We start from the raw sequence: 17,020 nt of genomic DNA, 5'->3' as shown, positions 1-17,020 counted from the left end.
TTCTGACTATTCATACTTATTTTTAATAAAATAAGGAACGCTGTCAAACAAAAGAAAACGACCGTCCAGAACGGATTTTTCCCGCTCTGGACAGTCGCTACGTTATTTCCTACCAATCAACACAACCAAGTCTATCGTCACGTCCACTCCTGCCAAGTCAGACACCCTCTCCAACTGCTCAGGTGCCGCCCCCCATGCCAATGGAGTCATTTGGAGCAGGGAAGAAAGACTCCTTTCATCCAGTCGGAACTGATACTGAACTCTTTCCTTGCCGATTAGCTGGAAGCTGGCTTGGAAGTGGTCGATCGTACGATGATTCGTATATTGTGTTTTCGGTGTCTCTTGATATAAGGCTTCTCGTAACTCTCGCAAATAGTTGGCCGCTGGAATGACTTTGATCATGCGTCCATCATCAGCCAATAGTCTATGAAACTCATCCGTATTGGATGGAGATAACAGATTTAAAATGTAATGGAACTGTCTGTCGGCAAACGGCGCCTTCGTCAAATCGCCGACGCACCAAACTACTTCTGGATCGCTCTTCGCCGCAAGCATAACTCCCTCTTTGGCGAGATCGACACCCACTCCGATAAAGGGGATTTGGCTTGTTTGCATCACTCTCTGCCGAACCTGCGTCAGATGATAGCCTTCGCCACATCCTGCATCCAGTACATACATCTGGTTTTCCTCGGGCTCTGTCGTATGCAGGATGACTTCGCTCAACACTGCATACAATGGATCGAAAAAACCTTGCTCCCCTATCGCCCTTCTCGCTGCGAACATTTGCTTGTCATACTTTGTTTTGTAGGTTCGCGCAGCCAAGTGAACGTAGCCGTGCTTCGATAAATCAAAGCTGTGATGATTGTTGCATACCAAGCTGGTCGCAGGTACGTTGTGCATAGACGCCTGGCAGATTGGACAACGAAAAATCTCCGCATGTAAGGAGATAGCAGTAGAAATCAAAAAAAGCACCCCATTCATTCGTATTTCGGTGAATGAAAAAAGGCACAGTCAAATAAACCCCAAGCATTTTCGGAAAAATGCGGGATTATGTTGATCTGCACCTCACATTACCGATTACGAACGAACTGGATCATAACCATAACAAGTAACACTCCTGACCTTCAATCAAGTGAGCGACTATAATGGACGCCCAACTATGATTGTAGCACAGTAGAGAAATATACTGGTACAATTATATGTTGGTGCCGGAATGCAGGGAGAGGGCAGGAACTCCGTTTTGCTTCCTGCCCATGCCCCGCTCATGAATGCCGATGGTTGCGTTCACTCCAACAGCATGACCTCATCATATTTCATCATGATGCTTCCTTCTTTGTACTCCCCTAATTTTGGGACATTCACCAGACCTTTTACGTTTTGGAGAAGCGCACGTACGATGTTCACTCCACTTTCGTGAGCATGCGGATACCCGCCGCCAAAACGGGGATTGATCTCCGACACAACGTACTGATCTCCCACCAAAAAACAATCGATGTCAATTGGCCCACGCGGCTCTAGGGCACGAATGAGTTCCTTCGCTAGTGATAGCAAACGCGGATCTTTTACCGCAAGGGAGCGATCCGTCTCCCCTGCCCTCATACGCAGCTTTTTTCGGGTGAAAAGTGTCACCAGCTCCCCCGAGATCAAATCCACATAGCCATCTACTCCGTACTCCTCCGACTGTAAGAAAGGTTGAATGACGACCTCCTCCGTGTTTTCCATGAGTACAGTCCAATCTTGATCTTTCTCCACACGTGTGATGCCCAAACTGGCACTTCCATACCGCGGCTTGACGATCAATGGATACGTAATCTTCCCTGCTAAAAGCGCGGCTTGTACCTCATCCATTTTGGTAAAGGTAGGAATCGCGGGAATCTGGTGCGCGGACAAAAAGTCATACGTTGCCATCTTATCCAAGCACATCTCGACAACATCCCGGCTGGACACGATCACCTCGATGCCCTGCATGTAGAAACGCTCTGCATGCGCAGCCAACAGGGTCAGCTCAGGGTCTATAAGGGAAAGGATTGCCTTGATCTCGTACCGTTGGCAAATTTGCAGCAGAGCATCGAGATAGCCAGGATCATCGATACGCGGCACCTGCTCGTGATGATGGGCAGCGTACAGGGCCGGGGCCGTCGGATCGCAGTCGATTGCTATGATTTTGCCAGTGTTACCCCATTCGCGTACAAAATAGTGGAGCAGCTTGACTCGTCTGCCTACACTGGTCACAAGTACGTTCATTCAGTTCACTACCCCCTGCTTGTCAACGTGAAAACGATATACCGATTCGGGAATGAATTGGTGGAGAGTCTCTTTGCCCCTGACAATGATTGCTTCATTTCCGTCGATGGCAAGAACTGGCGGCCTCTCCCGAATAAACGGTGGATTAAAGACGAGCGTATAAGCCCCAACATGTCCGAAGACAAAATAATCCCCGATATCAGGCAAAGGCCCCGTGTAGCCTTGAAGCAGATAATCTTTTTCCATGCACGTATACCCGACGACATGATAGCTCGCTTCAGGGACTGGCTTGCGGTTGCACACAAGTCGTGCTGGCAAAAGGTGCGTGTGCATCGTCGGCTTGACATTGTGAATGCTCCCATCCACGAGAACAAACCGCTCTCCTCTGTTTTCTTTTACATCGATGACTTGGCAAACGAAATCAAGGGCATCTGCCACGAGTGAAATACCCGGCTCCAGAATCAACATTGGAGCATGATCCAGCTCTGCCAGCTCCTCCTTCACGACAGACGTAATCGCTTCGGCGTACTCCTCAAAGGTGGGAGCAGCGGTCATCCCAAACGAGGTCGGGAGCTCACCATAAAATCCGCCTCCAATATCGATAAAAGCAAGCCGCTCTCCCAAATGTTCTTTCCCCAAGCGGCATAGATGGCGCGTAATTTGGCGATACACACCGACACTGCGATTGGTGGAAAAGTGCCCATGCAGCCCGACTACGTGTACATTCGGGGCGACAGCCAACTGGCTCAAGGCTTTTTCCAAATTGCCGTTTTCGACGCAAAAACCAAATCGGCTGACCTCGTACCCATTTTGCAGAGGACTCACTCCACCCCTAGCCAAATCCACATTAATCCGTAGCCCAATTCGAACCGTCTGCTCGGGATACTGCTTGGCATAGGCCACAACCCACGGTATTTCCGAAAAGGAATCCAGATTGATCAGGCTCCCCTGCTGCAGGGCAAGGTGGATGTCCGCTTCTGTTTTGAGCGGGCCGTTAAAAATGATGGACGCAGGATCGACGCCGAGCTTCTGGGCCAATTCGTATTCCAGTCGAGAAACGACCTCTGCATGCGCCCCTAACTGATGCAGCTTTTGGCATAAAAACGGCAAGTAATTGGTCTTATAGGAATACGCGATGACTACATGCTCATAGCGTCGAGAAAAAGCCCGTTGGAAACGACGATAGTTCTCCGCGAGCTTCACTGTGTCCAGCACGTAAAAAGAAGACGAGCAGAGACTACGCCATTTTTCTAACTGCTCATAACTATACACGGCGCACCCCCTGTTCCTTGTTCAGGAGGCAGTTCGTGATAACACCGATGACTCGCTCTTGTTGTTCAATGGTCAAGCTGGAACCGGACGGCAAGCAAACACCTTGCGCAAATAACCGATCTGACACACTCTCATCTGGCTGGTGCGGATAGTATTGGCACTGCGCGAACAACGGTTGAAGATGCATCGGCTTCCATACGGGACGGGCTTCGATATTTTCTTTGCCCAGTGCATCGATCAATTGTGCAGCAGAGAGTGCTGTGTCCGCTGGATTCAGTGTCATCACCGTCAGCCATCGTGTGGATCGCCCTGTTGCTGGCTCTGGCATGAACGAAATACCAGGCAATTGTCCGAGAGCTTGTTCATAACGCTTGTAAATCGCTCGCCTTGTATGGATTCTCTCCTCCAAGACGCGCAGCTGCCCACGGCCTATCGCCGCCAGTACGTTGCTCAACCGATAGTTGTAGCCCATCTCTTCATGCTGGTAATACCTGGCTGGCTCCTTCGCCTGCGTCGCCCAAAAGCGCGCCTTTTCGATCGCCTCAACGTCATCGGAGACGAGCATTCCGCCACCTGAGGTCGTCATGATTTTATTGCCATTAAATGAAAAGGTCCCAACATGACCAAAGGCACCGCTCATTCTCCCCTTGTATACAGCCCCTAACGATTCTGCTGCATCTTCCACCACGCGCACTCCATACTGCTCACAAAGCGCAATTAACGGCCCCATATCTGCACTCTGCCCATATAAATTGACGATGACAACCGCCTTGGGCAACTCGTCCGCCCCCGCTGCTTCCCGCAGGGCTCGCTCTAATGCCTGCGGCGACATATTCCAAGAACCTTCTTCGGAATCAATGAATACCGGAGTTGCTCCTTGGTACAAAATCGGATTGGCACTGGCGACAAAGGTGAGGGTAGAGCAGAACACGGTATCACCCGGAGCGACTCCCGCTAGCCTAAGTCCGAGATGGATAGCAGCCGTACCAGAGGAAACCGCCAGTGCAGCTTTTACACCCACATATTGGGCGATCTCTCGCTCAAAAGCATCGACGTGTTCCCCCAACGGAGCGATCCAATTGGAGGCAAAGGCATCTGCCACCAAGTCCCGCTCATCCTCCCCCATATGTGGCGGTGATAAAAAGATCCGCTTGTTCGCACTCATTGCGATGTCCCCCCATTGCGATAGGCAGGAAAAAAATCTTGCTCGCCAGCCTGATCGACCTGTAGTTTTTGGCACAAGGCCAAATACGCTTCCTCATCGTGCACTTTTTTGCCCATCCAGTACGGAAAATGATTGCCATTTGCAAACGAGGACTTGAAACGGAACAAGCCATCTCCGTCCAGATTTCCTCCTCCAAGGAGAAGCAGCTCCGCTCCATCCAGCTTTGCCTGTTGGATCATAGCGTCGAAGAGGAGGTGGTTGACGCCAAGCGCCATATCTTCCGTATGAGATGCCCCTAGCTGATAATGGGCGAATTGATTTCCACTGAGCAAAAGCACTCCCGCCACTGGCCGATTCTCATGCATGGCGAGCAGAAGCCGCGGCTTGCACAGCACTGTTTTTTTCATGAGTCCCACAAAAAATTCCGGTGCATAGTAGTAGTGCGCTTCGGCTTGATTGCGGTCCATCGTCTCTTTATGCAGCTGGATAAAAGAATGAAGCCAATCAGTTCCGCCCAATGTTACCGAGACATCGTTTGCCGCGGCCTTCTTCATATTTCGTCCGACGTTTTGCGTATAGTGGGCGCGAATGTATGCGAGTGTAGGGCGCAAATCAACCGCCGTTACCATCCTCACCAGATCCAGTCGCATTTGACCCGCGAACAGCTCTGCATTTCCGAGCAACGGATGAAAGCGAACCGTTTCCGTCAGATAGTTTTTGTACCGACAGTAGACGTGGAACTGCTCTTGGAACAATCGAGCAGCCGTCTGACCCCCCATGACGAAAGGCCCTCCGTATCCAATCGAAACCAAATCGGCATAGCCGGGAATCAATCCATCCAGACGTCTGACCAAATACGGGTAGAAAACCTCGTTCTCCCCACTCTTGAAAAAAACAGCTTCTGGTGTGCCCTGCTCCATTTTGGCGTACAGCTGTACGTATTCTTTCGTGTAGGTCACGTCCAAATGAACAAAGCGTCGCAAATATTCGGTCCAATCATCCTGTTCCGAAAGTACGATCAGGCTCACATGCTTCCCTCCCAGCGCGCTCTGTGTTTTCACTCCCTCTGAAGTCTTCTACCGTGACGCTGCCCTGCTGATTTATGCCTGTCGATTGAAAAACACGCTTGATCGTCAGACCGATAATCCGCATATCCAGAAAAAAGCTGCCATTTTCTACGTACCAGACGTCCAGCTCGAACTTTTGCTCCCAGTCAATCGCATTTCGCCCGTTGACCTGCGCCCAGCCTGTAATCCCAGGCTTCACGTCGTGTCGCTTCAACTGCCGCGGCGTGTACAGAGGCAGATACTCCATCAGTAGCGGTCTCGGCCCTACAAGGCTCATTTCACCCCGAAGCACATTCCATAATTGCGGTAGTTCATCCAAGCTATACTTGCGCAAAAGCGTTCCGAATGTTCCCAGTCTCTGCTCGTCAGAGAGAAGCTCTCCAGTCTCATCACGCTCATTGGTCATCGTGCGAAATTTATAGATGAAAAAAGGTTTTCCGCGCAAACCTGGCCGCTCTTGTACAAACAATACCGGAGATCCCAGCTTCCAGCGGATGAGCAAACTCACTAGCAAAATCAGCGGGGACAGCATGACGAGCATCAGGAAAGAGACGCAACGATCAAACAAGGACTTCATGCCGCACCTCCTGTTGATTCCACTTCGCTGACGCTTCCTCCATGCTGAGGCTTTGCATGCCGTACCTTTCGCGTAACAAGGAGTAATGCTGGAGTATTTCCTCCAAAAAGGACAGATTCTCTTCGATGTGATTCCCAAAATTCTCCGGATGCCACCACAAATGATACAAACGATTGTGCTTCGCCGTATGAGTCAGATCCCTTTTGATTCTTTTCAAGCGCCATTTTTCCAACCAGTGCAGCCGTGGATGATAAGGGCGCAAAAACCGACTGGATGGAACATCAACCATTCCCTCCGGACTTCGCCGCAAGGTTTCATAGTTGTTATGACCGGATAGATTTACATACGTATCCATCAGTCGCATGGCTCGTTTGAACAATGTCTCTTCGGCAGCCCCTCTTGTGTGGTACATCCAAGACTGCTCATTGCCGCGATAGGAGCGAAACCCCTTTTTCTTGCACAACGATAAATAGGCAGGCTGCACCTGATTTCGCGGAAAAACGATGCTCGAAGGGGAGTATCCTTTTTTGCGAGTCACTCTTTGAAAGGAATCAAGGTCAGCAGCAAAAGCTTCGGGCGTCTGGCCCGGCTCTAGACAATAATAGTGGGAAAGAGTGTGACTTCCGATGAATTGATGCGGGTAAGAGGAGATCAGCTTGATCAAGGAAGGAGCAAAGTGATACGGATCGACCTGCTCATGCTCTCCTATCGCCTCTGCCTCTATATAAGGATAGGGTGACAGCTTTCCATCGGAATACGCCGGAAGATGCCGTGGGATGACGCCTGAAAGCTCCATGCGCGACTCGCAAAACAAAAAACCGACAGTAGCCCAGGTGACGTGCATTTCATACTTGGCAAACAACTCCAAAAGTGCGGGGATCACTTGACGAACGCCTACCAAATTTTGCTCATAGGACTGAATGGTTCTCTTGTCTCGGACGCCCCAGTAAAGTTCAAAGTCTAGGGAAATGACGAATGCTCCCGTCTTGTCCAATCTTCTCCGCTACCTCCTTTCTCCTGCCCGCTTTCTTCTCGCTGACCAGTCAGTTGGGCAAAAAGCGCCGCCTGCTTCGCAAGGACAGTTCTTTCATCGAAGTGCTCAAGCGCGATACTACGGCTGTTCTGTCCGAATGCTTCTCTGAGTCTGGAATCGACTACGAGCCTTTTTAATGCTGTATACAATGGACCTACCTGTTTCGGTTCTACTAAAAATCCGTTTACACCGTCCCTGACTTCTTCCCGACATCCACGGATATTCGTGGCGACGATCGGTTTCGCCATAGCCATCGCCTCGATGATGGAACGAGGCAGCCCTTCGCGGTGAGAGGGAAGAACAAATATATCGCTTGTGGCCATCAGCTCTGGGATGTCCGTGCGAAATCCAGTCAGAATGATTTGCGGATGCTGGCGGCAAAGCTCTACGAAGTCTTGCCCTCGTTGATCGCGTTCACTGGAAGACACGTCTCCCACCAACAATAGGCGCAGGCGCGGAAATTCAGCAGCCAGCTTGCGAAAGGCTTCCAACAGCTCAAAAATGCCTTTTTCCGAAACCATACGTCCTACATAGGTGATCACCACATGATCATCACGCAGCCCCAGTGAGGCCTTGATAGACTGGATCTCTTCTCTCGTTACGTGTCGCGGGTGAAAGCGTTCTGTGAGATCAACGCCGTTGCCAATGTGCATAATCCGCTCCTTCTGAGAGGAGAAACCATCCTTCACACTTAACTCGTAATCTTCTTGACTCTGAAGCAAAAGATAATCGGTCATATGCCGGGCAAACCATTTTTCCAGCGTGTAGTACATCTGATACGTTCTTTTGCTCATACCCTCATGAAAGAAGTAGCCATGCGCTGTGTAAATGACATGCGGCACTCCTGCCAGCCGTGCTGCCACGCGCCCGAGAACTGCGGCAATCGGCGTATGAACATGCACGACATCATACTTCTCCCTTTTCATCAGTCGATACAATGCCCAAATCGTTACCAAATTGGAAATTGGATCGATCTTTCGCTTAATCGGTATCCTTCTGAGCGTCAATCCCTTTGCTGTTAGCGCATCAAAGCGCCCCGTATCCGAGCATGCGGTATGCACCTCGTAGCCTTCGCCCATCAGCTTTTCAATCAGAGGAAACAGCAAGCTTTCTACAGAGCGGTCAATTGCGCATACTTGCAAGATTTTTTTCATGCAGATCACCGCCATTTTTGATCTGACGCGTATTTATTTCGGCTGTCACGAAATACAGCGCGAGCATGATCCAGAAAAATGTTTCGCGAATCCCGTTATGAGTGAGTCCGTACAAAATTTGGAAGACAAGCGGATACAAAGCAACCAATCGATGCCCGCGCACCGCCCCATAGATCACGAGAATGAACAGCACCGTGCCCATTACACCGTAGGAGAAGAACAGATTCGCTAAGGTAGAATGGAGCTCCAATGAAATACTGCTGTTAAATCGCTCGTACATCCCTTCCCCTGCTCCGAACAAAATGTACTCCGGATGGTTGGCAATCCGGTCATAGCCCCGCGCTGCCAAATTATCATCCGAATCTTCCCCGAGTGATACCATCCGCTCTTCGATTTGTGTGTAAATAGATGCATCGCTCAGCACGTTTTCGTTGGTGTACAAATAGATGAAAAAGACGGTGAAGGACGAGACGAGCACACACAGCAGATTCATCCAAAACAAGCCCGTTCGTTCTTTGATGGAAAGGAGCAAAAAAACGAGGTACATCCCTACGGCACTAATGATCGCTGCTTTCGACAAGGACGCTGCAATAATGCTGAACGCCGTGCCGATCGCAATAAAGAGAGGAAGGGTCTTCACGGATACGAAGCGTGCACACAGCAGACAAATTCCCATGCACAAAAGCCCAAAATAGCCGAGCTGGTTCGGATTGTTAAAGAACAACGATTGCCTGAACTCGTCGCTATCCGGTGACAGTCCTGACACGAGGATGAATGCCTGAACGAGCAAGGAAGTGGACGTTGCCAGAAAGACCCATTTCACGTACTCTTGAGGATTGCGCCTGAACAAAATTACCAGTGCAAGCATCACGGCTCCGTTGTACAAGTACCACTTGGTCGAACTGAATACATCCATTTCCCCGCCGAGTGCAATCGCCCATAAGCCATTGACCATCATAATGTCGTACAAAAACAGAAAGGTAACGAGAAGAAAAAGTCCGAGTCTGCGGTTGACCCGCCCCAGGCGAAACAGGAAGCTGTAGGCGATCAAGATGAGCATAATAAAATCGGCGATTTGCGGACTGCCGCTGGAGAAGAAGTAGAAGGGCTTGAGCACCACATAGAGCAAAAGAAGGATCTTGTCCGGTGAGAGCTTCTCCTTGATCATCATTTACCTGTGCGCCAGATGGTTGGTGAATTGCAGGATTCGCCGATAATCCTCCCACGTATCAACCTCTGCCCAAAACAATTCCGGTGGTATTTGTGCGACATACACATTCCTTTCGCCCAAAAAAGAATAGAGAACATTTTCCCACCACAAATCATACTGCTTCTCCTGAATCAACCTCTGTAATCGACTTAAAAATATCGGCAGAAAGCTCTCTTGAAGTTTGGCGATGCCTACGTATTCGCCAGTTGTCTCCTCCAGAGGAAGATCCTTTCCATGACAGAGCAGCAGTCCGTTTTCATAGCCAAATTTGTAATCTCCCTCATGGCATCGTGCTGGATCAGCAAACATGACAGGACTCGCGGTCTCTTGCAAAACGACTTCCAGCACCTTCGATTCAAAGTAAACGTCAGCGTTCAACAGCAAGCAGTCGCTGCCTTGCAAAAACTCGCGGGCGAACCAGAGAGACACCATACTATTCGTCCGATCATAAAAAGGATTGTGATAAAAACGAATAGGTTCATCTCTGAGCAGCTCGGTAATCACGTTGGCTTGATAGCCAACCACAATCGCGATCTCATCAATTCCGTGGCACTTTAGCTCAGCTATTGTATTTTCAATGAGCGCTTGGTTTCCAATATTCACTGTACACTTGGGAATTCCATCAATTTGCCCGTTGATTCGTGACCCGAGACCTGCTGCCATGAGCAGTGCCTTCATCCGACTCCCCTCCTTCTTTCAGAGATGGCGTGACGTATTTGATGTTCAGCTTCAGCTTGTACATCGATCTGGCCAGTCCGACGAACAGGTGGTAGAAGGTCCATAGGAGCAAAAATAGCATCTGACCGCTGATTGCCCACAGAAACGCAGTAATCAGCACCCCCAACTGATAGCCCGTTTGGGTAAGAAAAAGGAAGACAAAAGCATCGATCCATTTGCTGCGCTTTCTCATAGAGACCGTTTCGTGAGAGATTTTCCCCTGACTGAATACGAGATCAGAGCCATTGGTCGCTAGAATCTCTGCAAAAATAGTGAGCAGGATCAAATAGAGCAGCCACGGACCCAGCATCGCGTGGTGATTCGTGATGCCGTATATCACCCCGAATGACACCAGGTAGAGTGCATAGTTGAGCCCGATGTCCAGCCATTCTCCTCCCTTGCTCTTCTGGTTGCGCATTCGAGCTACTTCCCCGTCGACGCAATCTGCCAAGTAGCACACCTGACAGAGTAAGCAGCCGAGCAGAAAGGATGCCGCCGTTCCGTACATAAATGCAGCGGCGCTAAAGAGTCCGGCGACAATCCCCCCAATCGTAATCGCGTTGGGGGATATTTGTGTTTTTCGGGTCAGCAATAAGCTCACGTAGATGGAGATGCGACGTGTAAAGTAGTACGACCAAAACTCCTCCCTGCTCCACGGCTTCTGCACCTGCCCACGGCAATGGCGTGTCTCTTCACTATCCCAAAACATAGACGGATACAGCTCATCCTTCACGGTAAGCCACCTTCTTTATGACCTCGTCTCTTGGAGCGAGACGGAATATTTTTCAGACAAAAACGGGATATACCACGTGCGAAAACCAAAATATTTGGATGCCCAATACGAAGCACAAAGATCTCGACAGATCAGGCTGATCGAAGTAGCAATGGCGGCCCCGATAATTCCATACAGCGGGATGAGACAAGCGTTTCCGATTATGTTTAGTGCAGCTGAACAGACAAGAATGTTACGGGCCGTTTTTTGATGCCCAGTCATCGTCAATAAGGGGATAACACTGCCTGTGCAAAAATTGACAAACTGCCCCATGCACAGAATCACAAGGACGAGGCTCTCACTCGCAAATTCTTCGCCAAAAAAAGTGAGCAACGGAACAGCAAATATAGCCACAAGTAGATTGAGAGGAGCAGAGGTGAAGAAAATTAAGCGGTTGGCGAACACAATCATCTTTTTCAAACCGTCCATATCATTACGAGCGTACAGTTCAGAGAACTTGGGAGAGAGGATTGTATTGATGGAAATCAGTGCGAAGCCCGTCACCATTGCCAGGCGAATGACCACACTGTATACTCCGACTGTTTTTGCATCCGTAAAAATGCCCAACATGATCATATCTGTCCACGTCATAATCAATTCCATCGACGCACTGAGATACATGGGCAGCGCGACTGCAATAATTTCCTTCATCCCAACGCCCGGCTCTCCCGTCTTCGCCTGTACACCTTTACGGAATCCTCGGCTGGCAGCATACCACTGCCCCATCCCATATACGGCATTCAAGATAACAGCAGCCGCGAGCAGTTGAATCAAAAGCATCGTACTGGGTTCGAATAGAGGAATGGCGATGAAAAGAAACACCAAGTGCAGAAAACGCATACCGACGATATCGACAGTGATAGAGATGACAACCCGATGCAGTGCACGAAACGCAGAAGCATACAGTCTTGCGAGTGACACAAACGGAAGCATCCACGCAACGACTCGCAGTGCCTCTGCTGGCAGTTCCCCTGCAAACACGTAGGTAGACACCTGCTCCGAGAACACATGCAAAAGTACTCCGAGTACAAGCGAAATCAGCGTCGTCCATAGCAGTACTTTATTGAAGACTTCGGAAATCTGGTAAAGCGAACCTTTCGCGCGAAACTCCGAGAGAAAGCGGATCATGGCTGTATCCGTCCCCAATACGGCCAGCACCATTCCAATGTTCATCAAGGTGATCGTCAGCGAATAGATGCCAAGGCTCTCGGCTCCATACTCTCTGGCAATATAAAACTGCAAGAGATAGAGCAGCACGAAGCCAAGGAGCCGAAACAAAAACGTGAAGGCCGAACCACGAATCACTTCGAGAACATCGCGATCTTTATGCAGACGGCTCCATTGTCGTTGCCAAGCCAATTTGAGGGCATGCATGCCTACAAACGCCCCGCTTTCTGCTAAACGTTGTACCCATAACCGTAGTAGCCTTCTCTCTTCCCTACCTTTTTGTTGTTGAGAACAACACCGAGCAGGTTGGCTCCAGCCGCTTTCAACTGCTCTACCGCTTTGACAGCAGAATCCCGCTTCGTCTTGCTTGCGTCTACGACCATGACACAACCGTCCATTTCCCTCGCCAGCACCATTGCGTCGCTTACGATTAATGGCGGGCTGTCGACAATCACAAAATCAAAGTTTTGGCGCAGGTATGTCATCAATTCCAAAAGCCTTTGCGTACCGAGCATTTCCGCCGGATTATGCTGGATCGGCCCGGCTGTAATGATCGACAGCTCTGATACCCCAGACGGTTGAACAATATCGGAAATTTGGCACATATCCGAAAAATAAGAACTGATCCCATAAAGATTCGGCATATCAAAGGTGAAATGTACTCGCGGATTGCGCAAGTCAAAATCAAGCAGCACCGTTTTTTTGTGATCCTTTGCCATCATCAACGACAGGTTGGCAGCGGTGATCGTTTTTCCCTCAGAAGCCCCTGGACTGGTGACTAAAATCGTTTGCATCATCTTGTCGCCCATGGAAAACTGAATGTTTAAGCGAAGGGTACGGTAGCCCTCGACCAGCGGAGACAGCGGTTCCCAATGGGCAATCAGCTTTTGGTAACGATCATCAGGCTTCTGCCTTCTCATACTCATTCCTCACTTCCTCCACCTTGGGCTGGCGAAATGCCTTCCGTGTTTTTTTGTCGATCACCGCAATGGTTGCCAATACAGGTAAACCTAAATACTCCTCCACTTCTTTTTCCGATTGAAGTCGGGTATCCATTTGTACTATCAAGAAGACGACGACTACAGACGTTGCCAAGCCGAGGACAAAGGCGATCACCGAATTGAGGATAGGTTTTGGGCTCACTGGAACGGCCGCCGGATTGTTTCGGGCTTCTGCCAAAATATGCACGTTATTCATGCTAAGCATTTTCACTACTTCTTCCTGAAAGGTCGTCGCGATTGTATTGGCGATGAGCACAGCTCTTCCCTGATCCGGGTCTTCCACCGTAATAGAAATAACCTGCGAGTCTTTGACTGGCTCCACCTTTGTTTGAAGCAGCAGATCCTCCATCGTGGCGCCGGCCCCTATCACTTCGAGCACGCGTTCCATCACCCGCGGACTTTCAATAATGACGCGATAGGTCTCAATCAATTTCAGGTTTGAATCAATTTCCCCGACGGATAGCACGCTCTCTACGGTTGAATCAAGCGAGCGATTCACTAATATTTCCGTCTTTGCCTGATAAATCGGTGTCAGTAAATAGAAGCTCACGAGCGCTGTTCCGATGGTGCACAAAAAGGTGATCAAAAGGATCAGCTTCCAGCGCTTCAACAACACCAAGAGTATTTCTCGAAGATTAAGCTCCTCATTCATTCTGCTTCCCCCTTTGCCCCGCCATGCTGTCACTTCCTTCTTTCGGCAGTTGTACGGGAGGTTCGATTTGTTTGTAAAAAGTCGAAAGACTCTCGGTCAACTTCTCACGCTCTTGCGGGCTGACGATATAGTAGTAGATTCCATTGATCATTTGTCCCTTTCCTTCCAAACGAATCGTTTCGACGGAGGTAACTGCCGTGCTGTAGCTCAAGGCAAGCTGTTTCATCACATCAAAGGTCATGTTTGTTTTCACGTATTGCTCCATCGTCGTAAGGACGTCATTCAATCTGGTAGGCGACGCAAGGGTCATGCCTTTATCCAGCAATGCCTTGATGATTTCCTGCTGTCTTTCATTGCGCCCGAGGTCGCCTCTCGGATCTTCGTAGCGCATGCGAGCGTAGACCAACGCTTGCTTCCCGTCTAACTGGATGGGACCGATTGGAAAGGTGTAATCCGCATAAGTGAAGGCAAGCTTGTTGTTGACTTCCACTCCTCCCAGCGCATCGATCACACCTGCGAATCCTTCCATATTCGCGGTCACCACGTAATCAATGGGAAATTGGAGAAACTGCTCGACGGTGTCTACTGCCTGCTGCACTCCGCCGAATGCATATGCGTGATTGATCTTATCCTGGGTATCTTTGTGAGCCATAGCTGTTCGCGTATCACGCGGTATGCTGATGAGCAAAGCAGATTTTGTTTTCGGGTTGACGGAGAGTACGAGGATGACATCAGAGCGCCCCTTGTCATTCTCGCGCTCATCAACGCCAAGAAGCAGCAGGGTGATCGGTTCTTTGGGCAAGATAGCGGAGTTCTCCACTTCAACCGCAGGCGGTGTAGCTGCTTCTTGTGAATTCATGGTTGGCGATTGTCTCACAGATGCTGGTTCGGTCGCTACAGGTATGTCGATCGATTTCTGCGTGCGGACAGGGAGGTACATTTTACTGGCCGTTTCTTTTAACGACAGATAGACATACACACCATAACCACTCAAGCTAATGAGACAAATCAACCCTCCCCATGCGATCAGCCGCTTCCACTTGATCGTGGTGATCCTTTCCTTCCATTTGCTGACGCTCATCCGATCGCCACTTGATAAGGGACTGTCGTAGATTCTTCCTTCACGTAAGAAGTGGATTGATAGCCAGGAACGATCCCTTGCAAAATCTCGATGATGGATTGTTTGTCCTCCATCGTCGCTCCTTTGTCTGCAATTTGCTCCAACCGAGCGATTCCTGCCAATAGCTCATTCCATGAAAAATCGAGCGGCTTCCCAATGAAAATGCGATTATGGCAGGTAGACGACAAGCCTTCTTCAGCCGTCAAAATTTCTTCGTACAACTTCTCGCCCGAACGAATTCCCGTGAAGACGACTGGAATATCCGTCACCGGCTCCAAGCCTGCCAAGCGGATCAGGTCGAGGGCCATATCGACAATTTTGACCGGTTTCCCCATATCGAGAATGAATATCTCCCCTCCCTGAGCGAGTGCTCCCGCCTGGATGACGAGCTGGGCAGCCTCAGGAATGGTCATGAAAAATCTCTCCATATCAGGATGTGTAATGGTAACCGGTCCACCTGCGCGTATTTGATTGAGAAAAACGGGAACGACACTTCCCCTGCTCCCCAGGACATTTCCAAAACGAACAGCCGCAAACCGAGTAAGTCCGAAATGGTTATAACCCTGAATCAGAAGCTCAGCGATCCTTTTTGTGGCACCCATCACACTGGTTGGATTCACTGCCTTGTCCGTCGAGATCAGGATGAAATGAGAGACGCTGGTTTCCAGCGCGCATTCCGCAACGTTTTTCGTACCCAGAATGTTATTTTTTAATGCCTCACACGGGTTGTTCTCCATTAACGGCACATGCTTATGAGCTGCCGCATGAAAAACAACGGCGGGACGATACTCATGCATAATGGAAGCGATTCTTTGTCTGTCACGAATATCTGCAATCAGGCTGACTGTCTCCTGCTCAGGAAACAAACGCGTGAGCTCCAGACTCATTTCAAAAATGCCGTTCTCTTCGTTCCCCAAGAGAAGTAGTTTCCTGGGGCCAAATCTAGCTATTTGTCTGCAAAGCTCGGACCCAATCGAGCCACCCGCTCCTGTCACAAGTACAACTTGCTGCCGCAAGTACCCCGTAATCTCTTCCAGATTGACCTGAACAGGCTCTCTTCCCAGTAAATCCTCCAACGCTACATCTCGGATCATGTTCATCGTTATTTTTCCGTTAATGATGTCTGCTACGTGCGGCAAAATTTTGACGCTCGCTCTCGTCGTTTTGCAAATATCGAAAATCTCCTTAATCGTCTGCTGAGAAGCGGATGGCATTGCAATGACGATGTCTGATATGGACAGTCGTTGCACGACGCGGGCGATGTCATCCCGATTCCCTACGACGGGCAAACCGTACACGCGCAGATTTTGTTTACTGGTCTCATCATCGATAAAGGCTACTGGGCACAGCTCCGACAAAGGAGAGGTTTTCATCTCTCGGGCTACGAGCACACCTGCACTGCCTGCCCCGATAATTAATGTGCGCCTGCGATCCTGGGTTCTTTTCTCCCGCTCTTCATACCACCATTTCCATACAAACCTGGAGCCTGTGATCCCGAGCAAGACAAAGGCTAGCGTCATGAGAAAGAGTGAGGTGGGAAATCGGATGGACCAACCAAACACGTACGTCATTTTTAGTACCAAACAGAGAGCCAAAACGGAAAAGCTCGTGGCTAAAATGATCGAGACCAGTTCGCGTACACTGACATAGCGGAAAACAGGTCGATAGAGTTGAGCAAAATGCATACCTGTCACAACGAACAGTACGTGGCCAATCATCAAATACACAGGTTGATATTCGCTTATCTCAGTGAAAGAAAAATCAAATCGAACTAGGCAGGCCAACCAGACAGCCAAGCTGATAATTCCTGCGTCCGATAAGCTTAACCAGAATCTTCTCTTCCGGTAGCTCATATTCATCCGCTCCAGG

At 49.6% G+C, this 17,020-nt stretch carries 16 protein-coding genes; all 16 read right to left on the bottom strand.

What is annotated here, in order from left to right; genetic code table 11:
• Positions 1–102: 102 nt before the first annotated feature.
• A complete protein-coding gene (locus C7R93_RS07125) occupies positions 103–972 on the bottom strand; it encodes a putative RNA methyltransferase (RefSeq protein WP_106838161.1) in 870 nt (289 codons plus the stop codon).
• Positions 973–1,284: 312 nt separating this feature from the next.
• Complete coding sequence (locus tag C7R93_RS07120; RefSeq protein ID WP_106838160.1) at positions 1,285–2,244, bottom strand: ATP-grasp domain-containing protein; 960 nt, start codon at positions 2,242–2,244, stop codon at positions 1,285–1,287.
• Complete coding sequence (locus C7R93_RS07115) at positions 2,245–3,516, bottom strand: type III PLP-dependent enzyme domain-containing protein (RefSeq protein ID WP_106838159.1); 1,272 nt, start codon at positions 3,514–3,516, stop codon at positions 2,245–2,247.
• Positions 3,509–4,681, bottom strand: a complete 1,173-nt coding sequence (locus tag C7R93_RS07110) for a DegT/DnrJ/EryC1/StrS family aminotransferase (protein ID WP_106838158.1) — start codon at positions 4,679–4,681, stop codon at positions 3,509–3,511. The genes C7R93_RS07115 and C7R93_RS07110 overlap by 8 nt, the downstream gene beginning before the upstream one ends.
• On the bottom strand, positions 4,678–5,709 hold the full coding sequence (locus tag C7R93_RS07105; RefSeq protein WP_106838157.1) for a GNAT family N-acetyltransferase: 1,032 nt from the start codon (positions 5,707–5,709) through the stop codon (positions 4,678–4,680). Before C7R93_RS07105 ends, C7R93_RS07110 begins: the two co-directional genes overlap by 4 nt.
• Positions 5,678–6,325 carry a sugar transferase gene (locus tag C7R93_RS07100; protein ID WP_106838156.1) on the bottom strand — a complete coding sequence of 216 codons (648 nt, stop codon included), beginning with the start codon at positions 6,323–6,325 and terminating at the stop codon, positions 5,678–5,680. Before C7R93_RS07100 ends, C7R93_RS07105 begins: the two co-directional genes overlap by 32 nt.
• Positions 6,309–7,319, bottom strand: a complete 1,011-nt coding sequence (locus C7R93_RS07095; protein ID WP_106838155.1) for a polysaccharide deacetylase family protein — start codon at positions 7,317–7,319, stop codon at positions 6,309–6,311. The genes C7R93_RS07100 and C7R93_RS07095 overlap by 17 nt, the downstream gene beginning before the upstream one ends.
• On the bottom strand, positions 7,286–8,512 hold the full coding sequence (locus C7R93_RS07090; protein ID WP_106838154.1) for a glycosyltransferase family 4 protein: 1,227 nt from the start codon (positions 8,510–8,512) through the stop codon (positions 7,286–7,288). The genes C7R93_RS07095 and C7R93_RS07090 overlap by 34 nt, the downstream gene beginning before the upstream one ends.
• Entirely contained in the window at positions 8,481–9,683 is a 1,203-nt protein-coding gene (locus C7R93_RS07085) for an O-antigen ligase family protein (RefSeq protein ID WP_106838153.1), read from the bottom strand. Before C7R93_RS07085 ends, C7R93_RS07090 begins: the two co-directional genes overlap by 32 nt.
• Entirely contained in the window at positions 9,684–10,400 is a 717-nt protein-coding gene (locus C7R93_RS07080) for a phosphocholine cytidylyltransferase family protein (RefSeq protein WP_106838152.1), read from the bottom strand.
• Positions 10,345–11,172, bottom strand: a complete 828-nt coding sequence (locus C7R93_RS07075; RefSeq protein WP_106838151.1) for a CDP-alcohol phosphatidyltransferase family protein — start codon at positions 11,170–11,172, stop codon at positions 10,345–10,347. The genes C7R93_RS07080 and C7R93_RS07075 overlap by 56 nt, the downstream gene beginning before the upstream one ends.
• A gap of 15 nt (positions 11,173–11,187) precedes the next feature.
• Positions 11,188–12,585, bottom strand: coding sequence for a flippase (locus tag C7R93_RS07070; protein ID WP_106838150.1), 1,398 nt, complete (start codon positions 12,583–12,585; stop codon positions 11,188–11,190).
• 23 nt (positions 12,586–12,608) lie between these two features.
• Positions 12,609–13,304, bottom strand: coding sequence for a CpsD/CapB family tyrosine-protein kinase (locus C7R93_RS07065; RefSeq protein WP_106838149.1), 696 nt, complete (start codon positions 13,302–13,304; stop codon positions 12,609–12,611).
• On the bottom strand, positions 13,279–14,031 hold the full coding sequence (locus C7R93_RS07060) for a YveK family protein (RefSeq protein WP_106838148.1): 753 nt from the start codon (positions 14,029–14,031) through the stop codon (positions 13,279–13,281). Before C7R93_RS07060 ends, C7R93_RS07065 begins: the two co-directional genes overlap by 26 nt.
• Positions 14,024–15,112, bottom strand: a complete 1,089-nt coding sequence (locus C7R93_RS07055; protein WP_106838147.1) for an LCP family glycopolymer transferase — start codon at positions 15,110–15,112, stop codon at positions 14,024–14,026. The genes C7R93_RS07060 and C7R93_RS07055 overlap by 8 nt, the downstream gene beginning before the upstream one ends.
• Complete coding sequence (locus C7R93_RS07050) at positions 15,109–17,004, bottom strand: polysaccharide biosynthesis protein (protein ID WP_106838146.1); 1,896 nt, start codon at positions 17,002–17,004, stop codon at positions 15,109–15,111. The genes C7R93_RS07055 and C7R93_RS07050 overlap by 4 nt, the downstream gene beginning before the upstream one ends.
• Between the last annotated feature and the right edge of the window lie 16 nt (positions 17,005–17,020).

Source organism: Brevibacillus fortis, from assembly GCF_003013395.1.
GTDB classification, from domain to species: domain Bacteria; phylum Bacillota; class Bacilli; order Brevibacillales; family Brevibacillaceae; genus Brevibacillus; species Brevibacillus fortis.
Note: the sequence above shows the minus strand (reverse complement) of the source record. Positions and strands in the feature narration are given on the sequence as shown.

Excerpts from the sequence above, each read along its gene's own strand:
- C7R93_RS07120 (WP_106838160.1), bottom strand. The coding sequence starts at position 2,244 with ATGAACGTACTTGTGACCAGTGTAGGCAGACGAGTCAAGCTGCTCCAC.
- C7R93_RS07110 (WP_106838158.1), bottom strand. The coding sequence starts at position 4,681 with ATGAGTGCGAACAAGCGGATCTTTTTATCACCGCCACATATGGGGGAG.
- C7R93_RS07100 (WP_106838156.1), bottom strand. The coding sequence starts at position 6,325 with ATGAAGTCCTTGTTTGATCGTTGCGTCTCTTTCCTGATGCTCGTCATG.
- C7R93_RS07090 (WP_106838154.1), bottom strand. The coding sequence starts at position 8,512 with ATGAAAAAAATCTTGCAAGTATGCGCAATTGACCGCTCTGTAGAAAGC.
- C7R93_RS07085 (WP_106838153.1), bottom strand. The coding sequence starts at position 9,683 with ATGATGATCAAGGAGAAGCTCTCACCGGACAAGATCCTTCTTTTGCTC.
- C7R93_RS07080 (WP_106838152.1), bottom strand. The coding sequence starts at position 10,400 with ATGAAGGCACTGCTCATGGCAGCAGGTCTCGGGTCACGAATCAACGGG.
- C7R93_RS07070 (WP_106838150.1), bottom strand. The coding sequence starts at position 12,585 with ATGCATGCCCTCAAATTGGCTTGGCAACGACAATGGAGCCGTCTGCAT.
- C7R93_RS07065 (WP_106838149.1), bottom strand. The coding sequence starts at position 13,304 with ATGAGTATGAGAAGGCAGAAGCCTGATGATCGTTACCAAAAGCTGATT.
- C7R93_RS07060 (WP_106838148.1), bottom strand. The coding sequence starts at position 14,031 with ATGAATGAGGAGCTTAATCTTCGAGAAATACTCTTGGTGTTGTTGAAG.
- C7R93_RS07055 (WP_106838147.1), bottom strand. The coding sequence starts at position 15,112 with ATGAGCGTCAGCAAATGGAAGGAAAGGATCACCACGATCAAGTGGAAG.
- C7R93_RS07050 (WP_106838146.1), bottom strand. The coding sequence starts at position 17,004 with ATGAGCTACCGGAAGAGAAGATTCTGGTTAAGCTTATCGGACGCAGGA.